This window comes from Streptococcus sp. A11 (genome assembly GCF_043674225.1).
GTDB lineage: Bacteria > Bacillota > Bacilli > Lactobacillales > Streptococcaceae > Streptococcus > Streptococcus suis_V.
The window spans coordinates 64,646-83,803 of the sequence record NZ_JBIMJS010000011.1; the positions used below are offsets into that span (position 1 = coordinate 64,646).

The 19,158-nt window shown below is 44.7% G+C and carries 18 protein-coding genes and 1 pseudogene; 2 read left to right on the top strand and 17 right to left on the bottom strand.

The window, feature by feature from the left end; genetic code table 11:
* The first annotated feature begins 29 nt into the window (after window positions 1-29).
* Window positions 30-257, top strand: a complete 228-nt coding sequence (locus tag ACHBIF_RS07595; RefSeq protein WP_394719669.1) for a hypothetical protein — start codon at window positions 30-32, stop codon at window positions 255-257.
* Window positions 258-484: 227 nt separating this feature from the next.
* On the opposite strand, the gene ACHBIF_RS07600 is transcribed toward ACHBIF_RS07595, so the two are convergent.
* The 7 genes from ACHBIF_RS07600 to ACHBIF_RS07630 all read right to left on the bottom strand — a co-directional run bounded on the left by ACHBIF_RS07600 (window position 485) and on the right by ACHBIF_RS07630 (window position 7,573).
* Window positions 485-1,555 (bottom strand): ABC transporter substrate-binding protein, encoded by a 1,071-nt coding sequence (locus tag ACHBIF_RS07600; RefSeq protein ID WP_394719671.1) that lies wholly within the window; start codon window positions 1,553-1,555, stop codon window positions 485-487.
* Complete coding sequence (locus ACHBIF_RS07605) at window positions 1,555-2,325, bottom strand: ABC transporter permease (protein ID WP_105110146.1); 771 nt, start codon at window positions 2,323-2,325, stop codon at window positions 1,555-1,557. The genes ACHBIF_RS07600 and ACHBIF_RS07605 overlap by 1 nt, the downstream gene beginning before the upstream one ends.
* Window positions 2,326-3,126, bottom strand: a complete 801-nt coding sequence (locus ACHBIF_RS07610; RefSeq protein WP_105160896.1) for an ABC transporter permease — start codon at window positions 3,124-3,126, stop codon at window positions 2,326-2,328.
* Complete coding sequence (locus tag ACHBIF_RS07615) at window positions 3,110-4,264, bottom strand: ABC transporter ATP-binding protein (protein ID WP_105137431.1); 1,155 nt, start codon at window positions 4,262-4,264, stop codon at window positions 3,110-3,112. The genes ACHBIF_RS07610 and ACHBIF_RS07615 overlap by 17 nt, the downstream gene beginning before the upstream one ends.
* 133 nt (window positions 4,265-4,397) lie before the next feature.
* Window positions 4,398-5,297: a UDP-N-acetylmuramate dehydrogenase gene (gene murB, locus ACHBIF_RS07620; protein WP_394719675.1), complete on the bottom strand. Its 900-nt coding sequence runs from the start codon at window positions 5,295-5,297 to the stop codon at window positions 4,398-4,400.
* Between the two features lie 126 nt (window positions 5,298-5,423).
* The gene (thrB, locus tag ACHBIF_RS07625) at window positions 5,424-6,284 is read right to left on the bottom strand and encodes a homoserine kinase (protein WP_394719677.1); all 861 of its coding nucleotides are present in this window, start codon (window positions 6,282-6,284) and stop codon (window positions 5,424-5,426) included.
* 2 nt (window positions 6,285-6,286) lie between these two features.
* On the bottom strand, window positions 6,287-7,573 hold the full coding sequence (locus tag ACHBIF_RS07630) for a homoserine dehydrogenase (RefSeq protein ID WP_394719679.1): 1,287 nt from the start codon (window positions 7,571-7,573) through the stop codon (window positions 6,287-6,289).
* Between the two features lie 111 nt (window positions 7,574-7,684).
* On the opposite strand from ACHBIF_RS07630, the gene ACHBIF_RS07635 reads away from it, so the two are divergent.
* Window positions 7,685-8,611 (top strand): polysaccharide deacetylase family protein, encoded by a 927-nt coding sequence (locus ACHBIF_RS07635; RefSeq protein ID WP_394719681.1) that lies wholly within the window; start codon window positions 7,685-7,687, stop codon window positions 8,609-8,611.
* Window positions 8,612-8,660: 49 nt separating this feature from the next.
* On the opposite strand, the gene ACHBIF_RS07640 is transcribed toward ACHBIF_RS07635, so the two are convergent.
* From ACHBIF_RS07640 to ACHBIF_RS07685, 10 genes and pseudogenes are all read right to left on the bottom strand, one after another.
* Window positions 8,661-8,972, bottom strand: a complete 312-nt coding sequence (locus ACHBIF_RS07640; protein ID WP_105110139.1) for a hypothetical protein — start codon at window positions 8,970-8,972, stop codon at window positions 8,661-8,663.
* Window positions 8,973-9,009: 37 nt separating this feature from the next.
* Window positions 9,010-12,189 (bottom strand): carbamoyl-phosphate synthase large subunit, encoded by a 3,180-nt coding sequence (gene carB / locus ACHBIF_RS07645; RefSeq protein WP_394719684.1) that lies wholly within the window; start codon window positions 12,187-12,189, stop codon window positions 9,010-9,012.
* 384 nt (window positions 12,190-12,573) lie between these two features.
* The gene (locus ACHBIF_RS07650) at window positions 12,574-13,653 is read right to left on the bottom strand and encodes a carbamoyl phosphate synthase small subunit (RefSeq protein WP_172079701.1); all 1,080 of its coding nucleotides are present in this window, start codon (window positions 13,651-13,653) and stop codon (window positions 12,574-12,576) included.
* A gap of 108 nt (window positions 13,654-13,761) precedes the next feature.
* Window positions 13,762-14,685, bottom strand: a complete 924-nt coding sequence (locus ACHBIF_RS07655) for an aspartate carbamoyltransferase catalytic subunit (RefSeq protein ID WP_394719686.1) — start codon at window positions 14,683-14,685, stop codon at window positions 13,762-13,764.
* Window positions 14,686-14,712: 27 nt separating this feature from the next.
* Window positions 14,713-15,234, bottom strand: coding sequence for a bifunctional pyr operon transcriptional regulator/uracil phosphoribosyltransferase PyrR (gene pyrR, locus ACHBIF_RS07660; RefSeq protein ID WP_105123364.1), 522 nt, complete (start codon window positions 15,232-15,234; stop codon window positions 14,713-14,715).
* A 240-nt stretch (window positions 15,235-15,474) separates the two neighbouring features.
* Window positions 15,475-15,998 (bottom strand): annotated as a pseudogene (locus tag ACHBIF_RS07665) (Pr6Pr family membrane protein); the annotation flags it as partial.
* Window positions 15,999-16,313: 315 nt separating this feature from the next.
* Complete coding sequence (locus ACHBIF_RS07670; RefSeq protein ID WP_394719688.1) at window positions 16,314-16,652, bottom strand: zinc ribbon domain-containing protein YjdM; 339 nt, start codon at window positions 16,650-16,652, stop codon at window positions 16,314-16,316.
* Window positions 16,653-16,726: 74 nt separating this feature from the next.
* Window positions 16,727-17,623: an RluA family pseudouridine synthase gene (locus ACHBIF_RS07675; RefSeq protein ID WP_394719690.1), complete on the bottom strand. Its 897-nt coding sequence runs from the start codon at window positions 17,621-17,623 to the stop codon at window positions 16,727-16,729.
* Window positions 17,607-18,071 carry a signal peptidase II gene (gene lspA, locus ACHBIF_RS07680; RefSeq protein ID WP_394719692.1) on the bottom strand — a complete coding sequence of 155 codons (465 nt, stop codon included), beginning with the start codon at window positions 18,069-18,071 and terminating at the stop codon, window positions 17,607-17,609. The genes ACHBIF_RS07675 and lspA overlap by 17 nt, the downstream gene beginning before the upstream one ends.
* Window positions 18,064-18,978: a LysR family transcriptional regulator gene (locus ACHBIF_RS07685; RefSeq protein WP_394719694.1), complete on the bottom strand. Its 915-nt coding sequence runs from the start codon at window positions 18,976-18,978 to the stop codon at window positions 18,064-18,066. Before ACHBIF_RS07685 ends, lspA begins: the two co-directional genes overlap by 8 nt.
* Between the last annotated feature and the right edge of the window lie 180 nt (window positions 18,979-19,158).

Here is a 19,158-nt window from a genome sequence, read left to right on the forward strand (position 1 = left end):
TATACCCATGAACCACAAATGAACTCATAATGATAGAAGCTTATTACCAAGAAGGTATAAAAGTTACAGATATCATGATAGCTCTTGGAAGATCAAAGCAGACCGTCTATCATGTTATCAACTTTCTCAAAGACGGACATTCTACCTACGACTATTATGAACACTATAAAGCCAATAAGAAGCGCTGTGGTCGGAGGAAAATAAGTCTGTCGCAAGCAGAAAAAGACTTTATTCAAACTCATTTAGATCAAAGCTAGAGCCTTGATGTCATTAAAGGAACTTATCCAGATAGGATTTCTTGTTCTATGAGAACTCTCTATCGACTGGCTGACCGTGGTGTTTTCAAGAAGGAAGACCTCCCTTGGAAAGGAAAACGAAAACTAGAAACAGAATGGTAGATATGAACCGCACCCCAAAAGTTAGATTTTTCTCTCTAACTTTTGGGGTGCGGTTCAATCCAGTAGTAAGTCTTCAGTCTTATCCTCTACTTCCGATACATTTTAAATTGTAGGAAGAGGTCATTATAGAGACCGAGCATTTCCTTGCCCAGGTTGCCATAGACTTCCATCTCTTTCATGGTTTCCTCGGAAGGATAGAAAGCCTCGTCATTTTGAGTTTCTTCATCCAACATAGCCTTGGCTGCAGGAATCGGCGTTGAATAGCCAACATATTCCGCATTGCGCAGGGCATTTTCAGGACGAAGCATGAAGCTCATAAATGCATGAGCCCCGTCGATGTTCTTAGCTGTCTTTGGAATAACCATATTATCAAACCAGAGGTTAGAACCTTTTGATGGTACGACATAGTGCAGGTTTTCATTGCCATCCAGCATTTCACTGGCCTCGCCTGAGAAACTGACAGCAATAGCCGCCGCATCCTGAATCATGTAACCCTTGATTTCATCAGCAACAATAGCTTTGACATTCGGAGTCAAGTTATAGAGATGTTCCGCAGCTTGGGCAATTTCAGCCTTATCCTGCGAATTGAGACTGTAGCCGAGAGATTGTAGACCAAAGCCCATAACCTCACGGACACCGTCAATCAGCATGATATTGTCACGATATTCCTCAGACCACAAATCCTCCCATTCCTGTGGCGGATTGTCAACCATGGTTTCATTGTAAACAATTCCCAGGGTTCCCCAGAAATAAGGAATGGAGTAATCATTGTTCTCATCAAAGCTGAGCCCCATAAATTGCGGGTCGATATTTTCTAATCCCTCAATTTTCGACTTATCCAACTTGATCAGCATATCTTCTTCAGCCATCTTAGAAATCATGTACTCAGACGGCACAGCCAAGTCATAGGTTGTCCCACCCTGCTGAATCTTTGTGTACATGGACTCGTTGGAATCAAAGGTCTGGTAATCAACCTGGATACCGGTTTCGGCGGTAAATTCGTCCAACAATTCTGGGTCGATATAATCACCCCAGTTATAGATGACCAATTTATCAGTGGTTCCTTGGGTAGAATCATCCTCTAGTTTGCTAGAAATTCCCCAAAGTACGAGAATGATAGCAAGAATACCAACAAAAAATGATGTCAATCGTTTCATTAGTTTGCCTCCTTCTCACGCGAAATAAAGTAATAACCTACGACAAGCACAATACTGAAGAGGAAGACCAGGGTGGACAGGGCATTGATTTCCAAAGAAATCCCCTGACGAGCCCGTGAGTAAATCTCAACAGACAGGTTTGAGTAGCCATTTCCTGTGACAAAGAAGGTCACGGCAAAATCATCCAGCGAGTAAGTAAAGGCCATGAAGTAGCCTGCAATAATAGCTGGAGTCAAATAAGGCAACATGATTTCTCGGAGCATTTGTGGTTGCGTTGCCCCCAAGTCATAGGCTGCGGAAATCATATCAGCATTCATTTCTTTGAGTCGTGGCAAGACCATGAGGACCACAATCGGAATCGAAAAGGCAATGTGGCTGAGTAAGACAGAGACAAAGCCCAGCTGGAAACCAATCATGGTAAAGAGAATCAAGAAACTCGCACCAATCATAACGTCTGGTGCTACCATGAGGATATTGTTGACTGATAAAAGGGCATTCTGAAACTTCTGCTTGGACTGGTAGATATAAATGGCACCGAAGGTCCCGATAATTGTCGCAATCAGCGAGCTGAGGAAGGCTAAAAAGAAGGTTTGAGCCAAAATCAACATCAGGCGACTATCTCCCAGCATGGCTGAGAAATGCTCTAACGTAAAACCAGTAAAGCCATTCATATCCCCACCTTCATTGAAGGCATAGAAAATCAAATAGAAAATTGGCAGATACAAGACAAGGAAGGCAATGGTTAGATAAATCTTTGCAAATTTTTTCATTTATTTCTTCCTCTCTTTCGTTAGCCACATAATGGCCAGCATGGCAAGAATCAAGACGACACCAATGGTGGAGCCCATGCCCCAGTTCTGGGTTGTCAAGAAATGCTGCTCAATGGCTGTACCCAGCGTAATCACACGGTTACCACCGATAAGGCGGGTCAACATAAACAAGCTCAAACTTGGGATAAAGACCGCCTGCACACCTGAACGAACACCATTCATGGACAGAGGAAAAATAACTTTTGTAAAGGTCTGCCAAGGAGTTGCCCCCAAATCTCGACTAGCATTGATAAGATTAGGATCTAAATCATCCAAGGCATTGAAAATCGGCAAAATCATGAAAGGAATTTCAATATAGGCCGCAACAGTGATAAATGAAAAATCTGTAAAGAGAATTTGCTGGGCACCCAGGCCAATAAATTCCAAGAACTGATTGACCGAGCCGTGTTGACCAAAAATCCCGATAAAGGCATAGGCCTTAAGCAAGAGGTTGACCCAAGTCGGCAGGATAATCAACATGAGCCAGAGCTGCTTGTGCTTGAGCTTGGTCAAAAAATAGGCTGTTGGATAGGATACCAACAAAGTAACCAAGGTAATCAAACCTGCGTAAAAAATGGAGTTAAAACTCATCCGCAAGTAAGTATTATTTGGCGAGTTAAAGTAAGTTTGGTAGTTGGCTAGGGTAAAGTTGTCATGAATATCAAAGAATGACTTAAAGACAATCAGGGCAACAGGCGCCAGTACAAAGAGGAAAACCCATAAAGCATAGGGGATGGCAAAGAGCTTAGAGGTTTTCTTCATTGCGTTCCTCCTCAATGGCATTGATTAAGCCATCTTCCACTTCTTCGACTTCTACATATTCCTCGATACGGGCATCAAATTCTTCTTCCGTTTCGTTGAGACGCATGATATGGATGTCTTCTGGTTCAAAGTCCAGACCGATGACCTCACCGACAATAGCCTTGCGCGTCGAGTGAATCATCCACTCATTGCCCAAATCATCATAGGCGATGATTTCGTAATGAACCCCACGGAAGAGCTGGGTATCCACCTTAACCTGCAACTTGCCTTCTTCAGGCAGGGTAATCCGCAAATCTTCCGGACGGATGACCACTTGTACCTCTTCATTTGGACGCATACCACCGTCCACAGCCTCAAAACGCTTGCCGTTGAACTCAACCAGGTAGTCCTCAAGCATGCGACCAGGCAGGATATTGGACTCCCCGATAAAGGTCGCTACAAAATGGTTGATTGGCTCATCATAAATGTCAACTGGTGTCCCTGATTGAACAATTTCACCATCATTCATGACGAAAATCCAGTCAGACATAGCCAGCGCCTCTTCTTGGTCATGAGTAACAAAGACAAAGGTAATGCCCAGACGCTGCTGCAATTCACGCAATTCGTATTGCATCTCGGTCCGTAGTTTCAAGTCAAGAGCTGACAAAGGCTCATCTAGCAAGACAACGCGCGGTTGGTTGATGATTGCACGCGCAATGGCCACACGCTGACGTTGACCTCCAGACAATTTCTGGATGGCACGGTTCTCATAACCAGATAAACGAACCATCTGCAGAGCCTCTTTGACACGGCGGTCAATTTCAGCCTTATCAACCTTGCGTAATTTTAGTGGAAAAGCCACATTTTCAAAGACGGTCATATGCGGGAAAAGGGCATATGATTGAAAGACAGTATGGACATCCCGCTTGTTGGTCGGAACATCATTGATCCGCTGTCCATCCAGATAAATGTCACCAGACGTCGCATCCAGGAGACCTGCGATAATATTCAAAATCGTTGATTTACCGGAACCAGAAGCACCAAGCAAAGTATAAAACTTGCCTTCTTCCAGTTCAAAACTAATGTTTTTCAAGACAGTTGTTCCACTGTCCTCGAAGACCTTAGAAACGTCTTTAAATTCAATAATTGGCTTTTTCAATTCTCATAAATTCCTTCTTTAGGTAGACTAACAGATTCCAGGCTCTGTTGGGCCTATACCACCTCGTGGGCAAGAACACTGCCCGTCATATTACCTGCTACGATAAGCCTCACCCCCTCAATTGTACCGATGATTACAAACTATCGCCGATAATCCGAACCTCTCTCTCCAAGGTTACTCCTGAAAATTCTTTGACTGTTTCAATGACATGAGCAATCAAGTTTTCATAATCCTGAGCTGACCCATCCGCTACATTGACCATAAAGCCTGCATGCTTTTCCGAAACTTCCACACCGCCAATACGATGCCCCTTGAGACCGGCCTCCATGATGAGCTGGCCAGCAAACATTCCTGGTGGACGCTTAAAGACAGATCCACAAGAAGGGTACTCCAGTGGTTGCTTAAGCTCGCGCAAATGTGTCAATCGGTCCATTTCATATTTGATAACCGGATGATTACCAGGCTTCAAAGCAAATTTGGCAGATAGGACAATTGCCCCATTTTCCTGCAGGATGGATGACCGATAACCAAAGCGCAAATCACGATTGTCCAAGGTTTCGACATAACCAGCAGGAGTTAAAATTTGTGCAGATACCAAGATATGGGCCACTTCACTACCATAAGCACCAGCATTCATATAAACAGCACCGCCGACACTACCAGGAATGCCGCAGGCAAATTCAAAGCCAGTCAAGGAATGAAAGAGGGCAACCTTGGTCGTCTCAATCAGGTTGGCACCTGCCTCAGCCTCAATCGTATAGCCAGAAACCGTCACTGAGTTAAGCTTATCCATCCTGATAACAAAGCCCCTGATGCCACCATCACGGACGATAATATTACTAGAATTTCCTAAAACCTGCCAGGGAATACCTTCACGATTGGCGAATTCTACGATGCGTACAATCTCATAGCGATTACGTGGAAAAGCCAGGTAGTCTACTGCACCCCCGACTTTTGTATACGTATATTCCTTTAAGGGCTCATCAAATCGAATATCGATTCCCTCAAGCTCCTGTCTAATCTTATCATTCATTATCATTCTCATTTCAAAAATAGATATACGGTTCATATTATACCAAAAATTTAACTAGATTACGATTATTTTTGGACAATTGCATCAAAAACAAAAAATACAGTTCCCTCAAGAACCGTATTTTGTTTAGGATACCTTAATCCCGTCTTTATCTACCTGTAGGATATGCACACTGCCGTCCAATTCAAGCTTTTCTATGGCAAGTTTAATGGCCTCTTCCTTATCCTTAGAGGCTAGTACCATAACGGTTGGACCTGCTCCAGAAAGGTAGGTTGCATAAGCACCCAACTCCTGAGCTGTTTGCTTGATAGGGCAAAATTCCTTGACCAAGAGTTGGCGATAAGGCTCGTGGAACATATCTGATTGGATAAGCTGACCAGCTTTTTCCAAATCACCGGCCATAAGACTAGCAATAGCGACGTTGGCAATACTGCTTGCTGCTACGGCCTTCTTATAGCCCATCTGCGATGGCAGAACTCCACGGCTCTCACTGGTCCGCAGAGGATAGTTAGGAATAAAAGCGATAAAGCTGGCCTCTGGGAAGTCCGTCACAACAGCATGGACTTTCTTATTGACATAGCTGGCAATAACTAGATTTCCATAAATAGCTGGCGCTACATTATCAGGATGACCTTCTATCTTAGTTGCCAATTGCAACTTTTCTTCCTGGCTTAGGTTCAATTGACCCAATAGATTGGCCAACTCAATCCCTGCTACAATGACAGAGCTGGACGAACCCAAGCCACGGGCCAAAGGAACATCGCTTGTCATTTTCAAGCGGTGAGGTGGCAGGTTTTTGGAAACTTTCAAAGCTGTCTTAATCAGCAGATTACTCTTATCAGATGGAACATGCTCTAGGTCATGCTCAATAAACCATTCATCTGCAGGCGCTAGAATTTCAATGGCCAGGTATTTTGAGAGGGCAACACCGACCGAGTCAAAACCTGGTCCTATATTGGCTGAAGTAGCTGGAACTGTAATTTTCATGCTTATTCTCCCAAGACCTTGAAAGTATTTAAGACAGTGAAGTCCTCAGCCTGGGCAAGCTTTTCAGTCACATTTTCTAGCTGGGTCTTGCTCATCTCATGGGTCACGATAACCAGACGAGCTGTCTCACCGTTTGCCTCCTTCTGCAGAATTTGCTTGAAGGAGATTTCTTCAGAGTTGAAAATTTCTGCCAAACGGAGCATTTTTCCGTTCTGGTCAGATGCTACGATAGAGAAATAATATTCGCTCATCACATCAGACGGGGCTGCCAACTGGAGCGGACGGCTGTACTCATTAAATGCTTTGCCAATCGTACCGTCTTTCAGGCGACGAACAATGCGAATCAGGTCGGCAGTCACGCTAGTAGCTGTTGGTTTTTGTCCAGCACCTGGTCCGTAGTACATAGACTGGCCGATACCAATGGACTCGACAAAGACCGCATTCATAACGCCATTGACACTAGCAAGCGGGTGATTTTTTGGCAGGAAGGTTGGTGACACTTCTGCTGCAATTCCAGAAGCTGTTTCACGAATATCCCCTACCAACTTGATGACATAGCCAAGCTCTTGTGCTACTGCTACATCTTCAGGTGTGATATTGGAGATTCCCTTGTGGGCAACGTGGTCAAAATCAACAGTCATACCAAAGGCAAATTGGCTGAGGATAACGGCCTTATAGGCTGCATCAATTCCTTCAACGTCGTTGGTCGGATCTGACTCTGCGTAACCTAGTTCCTGGGCTGTCTGCAGGGCTGTTTCGTAAGTCCATCCTTCGTCTAGCATCTTGGTCAGCATGAAGTTAGATGTCCCATTCAAGACACCCAAAACGCGGGTAATATTATCCGCAGCAAGAGAATTGACTAAGGTACGCAAGACTGGAATACCGCCTGCAACCGCTGCTTCGTAGTAAAGGGCCAGTCCTTTTTCCTGAGCCAGAGTACGCAATTCACTGCCATGCACAGCCAACAGGTCTTTGTTAGCTGTCACGATATGCTTGCCTGCCTCCAAAGCGCGCGTGATGAAAGTTTTTGCTGGCTCGATACGTCCCATAAGCTCAACGACAATAGCAATGTCGTCATCTGCCAAAATCTCGTCAATGTTGGTAACGAAATCATAGTCATGGCCTGCAGCCAATAAACGCTCTTTTTCCGCATCGTCCTTTACAAGAACCTTTGAAATCTCTATGCTGTCTTGGGCTGCTAATTCAATCTTTTCCTTATTTTCTGTCAGAAGGAATGGCACACCACTCGCTACCGTACCAAACCCCAATAATCCAATCTTAACTACCATATTATCTCCTTAAAACTATTTTTCCTATTATACCAAATATTCTGACTATTTGGCAAAAATTTTGGTATAATTAAAGTAGCAAGAAGAATTACATATATTGAGGTAGTGAATATGGCGAAGAGGAAGCATGGGCGGCACAAGCATCAAAAAGTGAAAAGATTTCCAGTAATATTTACTCTGCTGAGTGTTCTGCTGATTGGAACCCTTGTTTTTTGCCTCGTCTACTTCTATCAAGACCCAGGATCCAGAACAGACTTGGTCCAGCAAACTCCAGAAACCCCTAAAGAAGAGATTGATACGACTCCTTCACAGAAAACTGGTCCTGAAGAAGTAACTTGGGTTAAGCAAAAAAGTCCGGTCCGTCTGCCCATTCTGATGTACCATGCTATCCATGTCATGGCTCCTGAAGAGACTGCCAACGCCAATTTAATTGTGGATCCTTCTACGTTTGAAAGTCATCTCAAGGCCCTCCAGGAAGCTGGCTATTACACCCTTTCACCTGAAGAAGCTCTGCGGGTTCTAAGGGACAATGTAGTTCCTGACGGCAAAAAAGTCGTCTGGCTAACTTTCGATGATAGTCTCTGGGATTTCCATAGCCATGCCTATCCTTTACTTAAGCAGTACCAGATGAAGGCTACCAACTTTGTTATCACTGGTTTTACGGAAAATGGCACAGCGGGCTACCTGACTGTCAATCAGATGCTGGAGATGAAAGAGCACGATATGTCTTTCCAAGGTCATACGGTCAATCATCCCGACCTGGCACAAAGCAGCCTTGAAAGCCAATCCATTGAGTTATCCTACTCCAAACAATTCCTAAACCAGCAACTTAGTCAGGAAACCATTGCTCTAGCCTATCCTGCTGGTCGCTATTCAGCCGATACCCTGGCTGTGGCAGAAAATACCGGCTACCAATTGGGATTGACCACCAACCATGACCTGGCTTCTGTTGATAACGGAATGCTTAGTTTAAATCGTCTGAGGGTATTGCCAACGACCACTGCCGACATCTTGCTAGAGATGATTCAAGCCGACTGACATAGAGATACAAGAAAAGATGACCTCATACGAAATCATCTTTTTCTTTTTATATTCCTTTGGACTGCAGCAGCTGCGCATCAAAGTCTGTTGCTGGGCGCCAACCCTTGGCTAATAAGTCTCTGATATGGAGTTTATTATAGAATGCCGCCATGACAATATTGACGATAAAGACAAGATAGCCCTTTTCTATTGAGTAGGCGTAGTTACCAAGAGCTGCATTGGCCAATAGCATAATAGCCGCCCATTTCCAATCCCGTCTAAAGACAGCAACCCACATGGTAAAAAACAGGGTCGTCCAAGAAAAACCAAGGGGAGCCTGTTTAAATTGTCCCCGATGATTGGTCAGATTTACTTTCATTTCTATCTCCTCTTCTAATGGATAACCCTATTATACACTAAATAGCCTGGGTCATGAAACTTCTGCTTTCCAAGACTTTGACCATAGCCGCAGCTGTATCAATGGCTGTAAAGAGTGGGATACCACCTTCAATTGCTGAGCTACGAATGATTTGACCATCCGAGTCTGCCACACGCTTTTTACCAACTGTATTGACAATGGCTTGAATTTTTCCAGCTCGAACCAGACTTGGAATATCGAAACCACCTGCATCACCAACTTTATTGACCAAGGTAACAGGAAGTTGGTGGTCCGTCAGATAGGCTGCCGTTCCGCTAGTCGCAAAAATACCATACCCCAAATCGTGGAAACGACGCGCCAGCTCCAAGGTTTCTTCCTTATCTTCATCCGCAATGGTAAAGACGACATTGCCAAATTCTTCCAAGTGCTGGTAGCTAGCTTCAAATGCCTTGTAAAGTGCTTTTTCAAGCGTCACATCTGAACCCATAATTTCACCCGTTGACTTCATTTCAGGTCCCAAAAGACTGTCAACCTTCGCCAATTTTGTGAATGAGAAGACTGGAGCTTTGACGTGGACCTGCTTACTTTCTGGATAGAGACCGTCCGCATAGCCAAGTTCTGCCAAGGATTGACCCAAAATCAATTTGGTCGCGACTTGAGCCATCGGAATGTCTGTCACTTTTGACAGGAAGGGAACGGTTCGGCTGGCACGTGGATTGACCTCAATGACATAGACCTTTTCGTCCTTGATAACAAACTGAATGTTCATCATACCGATACAGTTGAGACCAATAGCCAATCGCTTGGTGTAATCAGCAATGGTTGCTTGTACCGCTGGCGACAGGGTTTGCGGTGGGTAAACTGCCATCGAGTCCCCCGAATGGACACCTGCCCGCTCGATGTGTTCCATAATTCCCGGAATGAGAACATCCTTGCCATCAGAAATCGCATCTACTTCACACTCTTGACCAACGATATAACTGTCAACGAGAACAGGGTGCTCAGGACTAGCCTTGACCGCCGTCCGCATGTAGGAACGTAGGTCATTTTCATTTTCAACAATCTCCATGGCACGCCCACCCAAGACATAAGATGGACGGACAAGGACTGGAAAACCAATTTTGCGGGCCGCCTCAAGAGCCTCTTCTTCATTAGTTGCGGTTTGACCTGGTGGCTGCGGGATGTCCAAGTCTTTCAGAGCTTTTTCAAACAAATCGCGGTCCTCAGCCCGGTCTAAATCTGCTACCTGAGTTCCCAATATCGGAATACCAGCCTTGGCAAGCGGTTCAGCCAAGTTGATGGCTGTCTGCCCACCGAATTGCACAATGACACCTTTGGGCTGCTCCAAATCAATCACATTGAGTACATCTTCCAAGGTCAAAGGTTCAAAATAGAGCTTGTCCGAAACCGAGAAATCTGTCGAAACAGTTTCAGGGTTGGAGTTCATGATAATAGCCTCGTAACCTGCTGCCTGAATGGCTTTGACAGAGTGAACCGTTGCATAGTCAAATTCAACCCCTTGACCGATGCGGATTGGCCCAGAACCTAACACAAGGACCGATTCCTTGTCTGATTTGATGGATTCATTTTCCCATGCATAGGTTGAATAGAAATAAGGCGTCGCGCTCTCAAATTCTGCTGCACAGGTATCCACCATTTTGTAAACTGGGACAATGCCATTTTCAGTCCGGAGCTGGCGAATGTAGCATTCTGTCCGCCCCCACAGCTCTGCTATTTTACGATCTGCAAAGCCGTATTTTTTCGCTTTTTTGAGGACATCTAAGTTATCAAAATGAGTCGCCAATTCCTGCTCAAGCTCTATAATATGCAACAACTTATCAAGGAAGAACAGGTCAATCTTGGTTAATTGAGCCAGCTCATCAATCGTATAGCCACGGCGAATGGCCTCAGAAAGGTAAAAGAGGCGGTCGTCTTGCGCTTTGACAATCTTTTCTACCAAGTGGTCGTCCGTCACTTGGCTGAGTTCTGTCATTTCATTGTGATAAACACCGATTTCCAAGGAACGGCAGGCTTTCAAAAGGCTTTCTTCAATGTTCCGTCCGATGGCCATGACTTCCCCTGTCGCCTTCATCTGTGTTCCCAGACGGCGCTCCCCTTTTTCAAATTTATCAAATGGGAAACGGGGGATTTTAGCAACTACGTAGTCCAAAGCAGGCTCAAACATGGCATAGGTTGTCCCAGTTACTGGGTTAATCATTTCATCCAAGGTCAAACCAACAGCAATTTTTGCCGCTAATTTGGCAATAGGATAGCCAGTTGCTTTTGAAGCCAAGGCTGACGAGCGTGACACGCGCGGATTAACTTCGATGACATAGTATTTGAAACTATGGGGATCCAAGGCCAACTGGACATTACAGCCACCTTCGATTTTCAAGGCGCGAATAATGCTGAGGCTGGCATCACGCAACATCTGGTTTTCAATATCCGAAAGCGTCTGCGTTGGAGCAAATACGATAGAATCTCCTGTATGAATTCCCACAGGGTCAAAGTTTTCCATGTTACACACCACAAGTGCATTGTCTGCCGCATCGCGCATCACTTCGTACTCGATTTCCTTGAAACCTGCAATTGAGCGCTCAATCAAACATTGAGTTACTGGCGACAATTTCAAGCCATTTCCTGCGATTTCGCGGAGTTCTTCCTCGTTGGCACACATACCGCCGCCTGTACCGCCCAGCGTGAAGGCCGGACGCACAATAACAGGGTAGCCGATAGAATTGGCAAAGTTCAACGCCTCATCAACGGTCGTCACAATTTCAGACTCAGGAATGGGCTGATTGAGATCCTCCATCAATTGTTTGAACAAATCGCGGTCCTCAGCTTGGTCAATGGCCGACAATTTTGTTCCCAAGAGCTCAACACCCAGCTCTTCCAAAATTCCAGCCTTGGACAATTCCATAGCCATGTTGAGACCTGTTTGTCCACCAAGGGTTGGCAAGAGAGCATCAGGACGCTCTTTTCGCAAAATACGACTGACAAATTCCAGCGTAATCGGCTCGATATACACCTTATCCGCAATTTCCTTGTCGGTCATAATTGTTGCGGGGTTAGAATTGACCAGTACAACGCTGTAGCCTTCTTCTTTCAAGGCCAAACACGCCTGCGTCCCCGCATAATCAAACTCCGCAGCCTGACCAATAATAATCGGACCAGATCCAATCACCATAATTTTTTTAATATCGTTTCTTTTTGGCATAATGTATGATACAAAGCCCGTTAAGAGGACAAAGCGAAAATAGGAAACGCGCCGCTGATGCTTCAAGCAGCCAAACGACGTTTATCTTTTTCACACAGTCCTTAGAGCATGTTCGAATTTTAAAATCAAATCATACTCGAACCTGTATCTTCTCCTTTCTATTTGTCAACTCACAGGTTGACATTAAATAAGATCAGTCCGACGTTAGGAAAGTCAATTCGATACTAATTGGCTTTCCTAACTAGTGCAAGGGATAGCCTGACCTCCATAGAGGCAGGCGTAGGGAAATGAGTTGCGTGCAACCATTGACCTGTCCCTTGCCTTTCTATTTTCTATCTCTCTAGATAGAATTAAACAACTCTCTGACGCTTAGCTACCATTCAACTAGCGTTCTTGCTTAAATGAATCCATCAAGTCCATAAATTCGTCAAATAAATAGCTGGCATCATGCGGACCGGGTGCTGCATCTGGGTGGAATTGCACTGAAAATCCGGGAAGGTATTTGTGACGGACGCCTTCGACAGACTTGTCGTTGATTTCCTCGTGGGTAATCATCAAGCAATCCGGCAGTTCCTCGCGTGATACTGCATAACCGTGGTTTTGACTGGTAAAATCAACACGTCCTGTCGCAATTTCGCGCACGGCATGGTTAAATCCACGGTGACCGAATTTCATCTTGTAGGACTGGGCACCATTTGCCTTCGCATACAATTGATGGCCCATACAAATACCGAAAATCGGAATCTTCCCTTGAATACCACGAATCATATCAAGCGCCTCTGGAACATCATCTGGGTTCCCCGGTCCATTGGACAACATAACACCGTCTGGAGCCAGAGCCAAAATTTCCTCTGCGGTCGTGTCATAAGGAACGACAGTTACATTGCAATCACGCTTAGCCAATTCACGTAAAATCGAATGCTTGAGACCAAAATCGACCAGTACAACGCTCCGACCGACACCCGGCGCAGGATAGGCTGTCTTGGTAGACACCTGCTCAATATTATTGGTCGGCAAGACTGTCGCCCGTAGCTGATCGGTCAAATGTTCAACACTATCTCCAACATTAGCCAAGGTCGCCTTCATCGTCCCGTGCTGACGAATAATCTTGGTTAAAGCTCGCGTATCAATCCCTGAAATACCTGGAATTTTTTTAGCTTTCAAAAATTCATCCAAGGTCAATTGGTTGCGCCAATTACTAGCACGACGGGCCCACTCACTGACCACCACACCCTTACAAGTTGGCGTGATAGATTCGTAATCATCGCGATTGATGCCATAATTTCCTACCAAAGGATAAGTAAATGTCAAAATCTGACCGTTATAAGATTGGTCGGTAATGGACTCCTGATAGCCTGTCATTCCAGTAGAAAAAACCAGCTCTCCAGTCACATCAATATCCGCTCCGAAGGCCTCGCCCTCGAAAATTGTTCCGTCTTCTAAAATTAATCTTCTTTTCGTCATATCTACCTCGTTGATTCTCTCAGGAATCCTTTAACGTTTTGAAATTGTATTCACAAAGGGGGCAGAAAACTAGCCTTAGTTAAATGTGCCGAGCTGTGAATACAGGTTCTATACCTTACCATTTACAATCGCCTCCAAAATCGCCATTCGGACAAAGACGCCGTTTTGCATCTGACGAACAATCCGCGATTTGGGAGCCTCTACCAGCTGGTCATCAATTTCAACATCACGATTGACAGGCGCAGGGTGCATAATAATCGCCTGTTCCTTCAAGCGCTTGTACCGTTCCCCCGTCAATCCATGTAGACGATTATAGGTTTCTTTTGAAAAACTTTCTGATCCATCGTGGCGCTCATGTTGGACACGCAGAAGCATCAAGACATCCACTTCCTCAACAATATCATCAATCGCGACATGTTGACCGTATACATCAAATTCCGCCGAATACCACTCTTCTGGTCCAGTAAAGTAAATATCTGCCCCCAGTCGCTTGAGGATTTGCATGTTGGACTTGGCAACCCGCGAGTGAGTAATATCGCCTGCAATGGCAATTTTCAGATTTTCAAAGGTACCAAATTCTTCATAAATGGTCATCAAATCCAGCAAGGACTGGCTTGGGTGTTGCCCAGAACCGTCCCCACCATTGACAATGGAGGTCTGGATGCTCGGACTATCAATCAATTGTTTGTAGTAATCAACCTCGGAATGGCGGATGACACAAATATCAACGCCCAAGGCTGACATGGTTAAAATGGTATCGTACAAGGTCTCGCCCTTGTTGACCGAGCTGGTTCGAGCATCAAAGTCAATCATGCCCATATCCAAGCGCAGCTCCGCCATTTCAAATGACTTATGCGTTCGCGTCGAATCTTCAAAGAAGAGATTGGAGGCATAATACTTCCGACTTAATGTAACGGACTCGCCTTTCTTGAAAGCCAGTCCGCGTTGAATGAGACCCAATACTTCTTCATTCGAAAGCGTTTCCATTGTTACCAAATGTTTGAGAGAAACCTTACCATCTACAATTGTCATGATACTACCTGCCTTTTTGTGCCTGACCTATTCTGCCTCTACTAATAAAACTGCGTCATGACCGTCAATTTCAGTCATGTGAACGATAATTTCCTCCACCCGACTGGTCGGGATATTTTTCCCAACATAGTCCGCACGAATTGGCAATTCCCGGTGGCCACGATCGACCAAGACAGCTAAACTAACACGAGCAGGTCTGCCCAACGATACGAGATTGTCAATGGCGGCACGAATGGTACGTCCAGTGTAGAGAACGTCATCCACCAAAATAACATCACGATCATTGACATCGGCGGTGATGCTGGTGGTATCTTCTTCTACTTTCACATCGTCGCGGAAGGGCTTGGTATCTAATTCTCCCAGAGGAACATCAATTCCTTCCAACTGTTTCAGACGTTCTTGAATCCGTCGGGCAATGAAAACACCTCGTGTCTTGATACCAGCCAAGACGATATTGTCCAAATTCTTATTGCGCTCGATAATCTCATAGGTGATACGGGTAATTGCCCGTTTCATGGTCATATCGTCTACGATTTCTTTGGTTTTCATTCTAAACCTCCATAAATATGATACAAAAAAACTCTCCCTTTCAGGAGAGTTCAGAAAATACAGGACCAGTGCATGAAAAACTCCAACAGAATTTCCCATCTTGTATGTCCACATTTGCTCAATGCTCTCCTTACCTGTCTCTCTGGACAGCACTTAAAGGATTTCTAGCATCAGTATAGCACACTTTACCTACGGCGACAAATTCTTACTGTAAAAAATTTAATAATCTTCGTATTTTGCTTAGAATGGTGCTGATTTAGCCAAAAAAGACTGTGGTTTTAGGGATTTTACACCCGCCAAAACATAACCAAAGAGCAGATAGGTCACAAAGATAATGGCGCAGTAGGTCAAAACGTAGTTCCAGCCATACTTGGGAACATTGAGAAAGAAATAGGCAAAAGGACTATCCTTGGCGTCAGGAATAGGAATTTTGAGGAAAAATCCATTGACCAAGCCAAAAGCCATGTAGGCAAGTGGCAGACTGGTCCACCAACGGGGTCCAACCACTTGTACTGTCCCTGCCGATCGACAATGAGCGTATCCAGCAAGAAATAAATAGGAACGATATAGTGGCAGAGAAGATTTTCTACGCGCCAAAAATGCTCAGCCAGCGGTGCCAACATGATATGATAGACCACACAGGTTATCATGATGGACATAGTCACACCAGCCTTGATTCGCAGAAAGTTCTGGTCTTGCAAATTTTGGCCCTTGTTCATGGCATACACCATATAAACAGCAAAAACCGCCACCAAGAGATTGGTTTACTCCTCAAACAGTCCCCCAGAATGTTTGAGCTACCTACGGAATTCCATACCTGTATTTGAGACATTTGTCGCTTTTTTATTTCCAAGCAACAACCTACGAAGGTCTGGGAGACCTTTGTAGCCCGAAATACTCTGAATGCCTGAAACGATAACGTTTCAGGCATTTTCATCACAGCGGAAAGTCGTGGTTTGGGCTCGCTCCGCTCGCAAAATAAAATGATTTTTTGTTTTATTAGCAGAGCTACTCAGATTATTTGAGCCAATACATAGTTTGTCTACGTCTTAAAAAGACTGGATTTCCCAGTCTAATTGCTAAATCTTCTTCACAAATTCTGATTTGAGTTTCATGGCACCAAAACCATCGATTTTACAGTCGATATTGTGATCACCTTCGACGATACGAATACCTTTAACACGCGTACCTTGCTTAAGATCCTTTGGTGCACCCTTGACTTTCAAGTCCTTAATCAGAGTTACCGTGTCACCATCCGCCAAACGATTACCGTTGGCATCAATTGCAACAGGTCCACTTTCTTCCTCAGCTACATCTGCTGGGTTCCACTCATAAGCACACTCAGGGCAAACCAAGAGGGCCCCGTCTTCATAAACATATTCTGAATTGCACTGTGGGCAATTTGGTAAAGTTTCCATTCTCGTTCTCCTTCTTTTTCATCTGTATCAGTCTATCATCTTTTTGGGAAATAGGCAAGATGCTCTTATTGTCACTACTGAGTGGCTTGACGTAGTTTTTCCAGTGTTTCTCGGAAAATAGCTGGCGCTTCTGCCGTAAACTCGACTAACTCTCCCGTTCTTGGGTGAGTAAATCCAAGTGTCTGTGCATGGAGAAATTGGCCATGACCTTTAAGTGTTTTCCTTGGACCGTAAGCTTCATCACCCGCAACCGGATGTCCAATATAGGCCATGTGAACACGAATCTGGTGTGTTCGACCAGTTTCCAAGGTCAATTCAACCAAGGTATAGTCACCGAAACGTTCCAAGACTTGAAAACGTGTGACTGCTTCCTTGCCCTTGGCTGAGACTGCCTGTTTCTTACGATCTTTCTCCGAACGACCAATCGGTGCCTCAATCATTCCACGGTCATTTGGAAGATTACCGTGTACAATGGCCAGGTACTTACGGAGGGATTTTTTCTCTTTTAATTCAGCTGCAAGTTTTGTATGTGCTTCATCATTTTTGGCAATCATGAGCAATCCAGACGTATCCTTGTCAATCCGATGGACAATGCCCGGGCGCAAAACGCCATTGATAGCCGACAAATCTTTCACATGATAAAGCAGGGCATTGACTAGCGTACCCGACGTGTGACCAGCAGACGGATGCACCACCATGCCTTGTGGCTTATTGACCACGGCAACGTCCTCATCTTGGTAGACAATATCCAAGGGAATGTCCTCTGCTACATAGTCTACTTCTTCAACTTCCGGTACTTGGTAGGTCAGGACATCGCCTGCCTGCACGGTATACTTGGCTTTTTTAGCTTGACCATTGACCAAGACCTGCCCAGCCTTGATTTGCTCATTGGCAACCGAGCGGGACAATTCCGTCAAATCCGACAAAGCCTTATCCAGACGAACACCGCCTGTCTCAACTCTTACTTCCATTACTTTCTTCTTTCAAAATACAAATAAACAGGAGCCCAACTCCCACCGACAGACACATATCAGCCACATTAAAGACCGGGAAATTGATAAAATCCAGCTGGAACATATCCACCACGTAGCCCAGACGGACACGGTCGATAAAATTTCCCAAAGCCCCCGCCATTATCAAGGACAAACTGAACAAGGTCAAGAGATTTCCCTTGATATTTTTGACATAATACCAAACCAGGGCAATCATGACAACCACTGTAACAATGGTGAAAAACCATTGCTGTCCCTGCAAAATAGACCAAGCCGCACCATAATTTCTAAGATAGGTTAAACTCATAAAACCTGGCAAAAATTCCCGACTGGCGTGCAATTCAATATTGGCTACGGTCCAAGCCTTGACCAACTGGTCCACACCGATAAAAGCCACTGCCAAAAGTGGCAATCCAAACTTACGCATTTTCTTCCTTCTTCTTATCAAAATAAGCCTGCATGGTTTCGACAAAATCAAGCGCACAATGGCTCAGTTCATCACCAGCCCGCTTGACATAGACCATGCGGTTATCCACCTTCCCCTTAAAGGGAATGACCGTAATCCCATTGACCGACTCGTCATCCAAAAATCCCGAACCCGTCGCATAGGCGTCCGTCCGCTCTAGAATCCCGTTCAAGGTAGCGCGATCCGTCACATCAAAAACAACCGACGAATCCGACGTGTCAATCAAATTCTCAGAATAATAAAGATAAGCCTCTTTTTCTTGGGTAAATCGGACCGTTGGCAAACCAACCAAATCCTCAGCCTCAATCTCTGCCTTTGCAGTCAAAGGATGATCCTCCCGCAGGTAGATATGGGTCTGAAACTCCGCCAACTCAATCGCCTGCAAATGTAATTTGTCCAGCTTTTGTATAATCCCCTTGGTATTGCGATCGTTGAGATAAATAATTCCCAGCTCACTATAACCCTGCGCCACCTCATCCAAAATTTGTACCGTAGTCGACTCAAAAATCCGAAAATGTGGATATTGAGGATGCTGCCGAGAAAAATCCGTAATCAAGGGAGGCAAGAAATCATAGTGCTGACTGCTGATAGAAAAAGTTTTTTCACCTTCTTCTGATTGCAAATAGAGATGCTCAAATTGATCAAAGCCTTTGACTAAACTCTGAGCCTTCTCATAAAATTCCATTCCTTTTTGGGTCAAAAAAGTCCCAGAACTAGTCCGACTGAAAATCTGAAAACCTAGCTCTTTTTCTAAATCTTTGATGGAAATGGATAGGCTAGGCTGAGATACGTACATTTTCTCCGCTGCCTCACGAAAAGTCCCGCTGTTGGCAATCGCCACAACATAGCGTAATTGTTGAATGTTCATACTTGAAACCTCTTAAAACTGCTTTTTCCATTATATCAAAAAAAGGAGTAAATTGCTGAAAAAGTCAGTCATATCACAGTATTTTTGAATTCTCGATTTAAACCGAAAGTTCTATAATGAAGTTAGCCACCTTACCTTAGCCAAGAATTAGATGTTTCACTATATGTGAGTAAGTTGATG

Coding starts and splice junctions, on each gene's coding strand:
- ACHBIF_RS07595 (WP_394719669.1), top strand. CDS start 30: ATGATAGAAGCTTATTACCAAGAAGGTATAAAAGTTACAGATATCATG.
- ACHBIF_RS07600 (WP_394719671.1), bottom strand. CDS start 1,555: ATGAAACGATTGACATCATTTTTTGTTGGTATTCTTGCTATCATTCTC.
- ACHBIF_RS07605 (WP_105110146.1), bottom strand. CDS start 2,325: ATGAAAAAATTTGCAAAGATTTATCTAACCATTGCCTTCCTTGTCTTG.
- ACHBIF_RS07610 (WP_105160896.1), bottom strand. CDS start 3,126: ATGAAGAAAACCTCTAAGCTCTTTGCCATCCCCTATGCTTTATGGGTT.
- murB (WP_394719675.1), bottom strand. CDS start 5,297: ATGAATGATAAGATTAGACAGGAGCTTGAGGGAATCGATATTCGATTT.
- thrB (WP_394719677.1), bottom strand. CDS start 6,284: ATGAAAATTACAGTTCCAGCTACTTCAGCCAATATAGGACCAGGTTTT.
- ACHBIF_RS07630 (WP_394719679.1), bottom strand. CDS start 7,573: ATGGTAGTTAAGATTGGATTATTGGGGTTTGGTACGGTAGCGAGTGGT.
- ACHBIF_RS07635 (WP_394719681.1), top strand. CDS start 7,685: ATGGCGAAGAGGAAGCATGGGCGGCACAAGCATCAAAAAGTGAAAAGA.
- ACHBIF_RS07640 (WP_105110139.1), bottom strand. CDS start 8,972: ATGAAAGTAAATCTGACCAATCATCGGGGACAATTTAAACAGGCTCCC.
- carB (WP_394719684.1), bottom strand. CDS start 12,189: ATGCCAAAAAGAAACGATATTAAAAAAATTATGGTGATTGGATCTGGT.
- ACHBIF_RS07650 (WP_172079701.1), bottom strand. CDS start 13,653: ATGACGAAAAGAAGATTAATTTTAGAAGACGGAACAATTTTCGAGGGC.
- ACHBIF_RS07655 (WP_394719686.1), bottom strand. CDS start 14,685: ATGACAATTGTAGATGGTAAGGTTTCTCTCAAACATTTGGTAACAATG.
- pyrR (WP_105123364.1), bottom strand. CDS start 15,234: ATGAAAACCAAAGAAATCGTAGACGATATGACCATGAAACGGGCAATT.
- ACHBIF_RS07670 (WP_394719688.1), bottom strand. CDS start 16,652: ATGGAAACTTTACCAAATTGCCCACAGTGCAATTCAGAATATGTTTAT.
- ACHBIF_RS07675 (WP_394719690.1), bottom strand. CDS start 17,623: ATGGAAGTAAGAGTTGAGACAGGCGGTGTTCGTCTGGATAAGGCTTTG.
- lspA (WP_394719692.1), bottom strand. CDS start 18,071: ATGCGTAAGTTTGGATTGCCACTTTTGGCAGTGGCTTTTATCGGTGTG.
- ACHBIF_RS07685 (WP_394719694.1), bottom strand. CDS start 18,978: ATGAACATTCAACAATTACGCTATGTTGTGGCGATTGCCAACAGCGGG.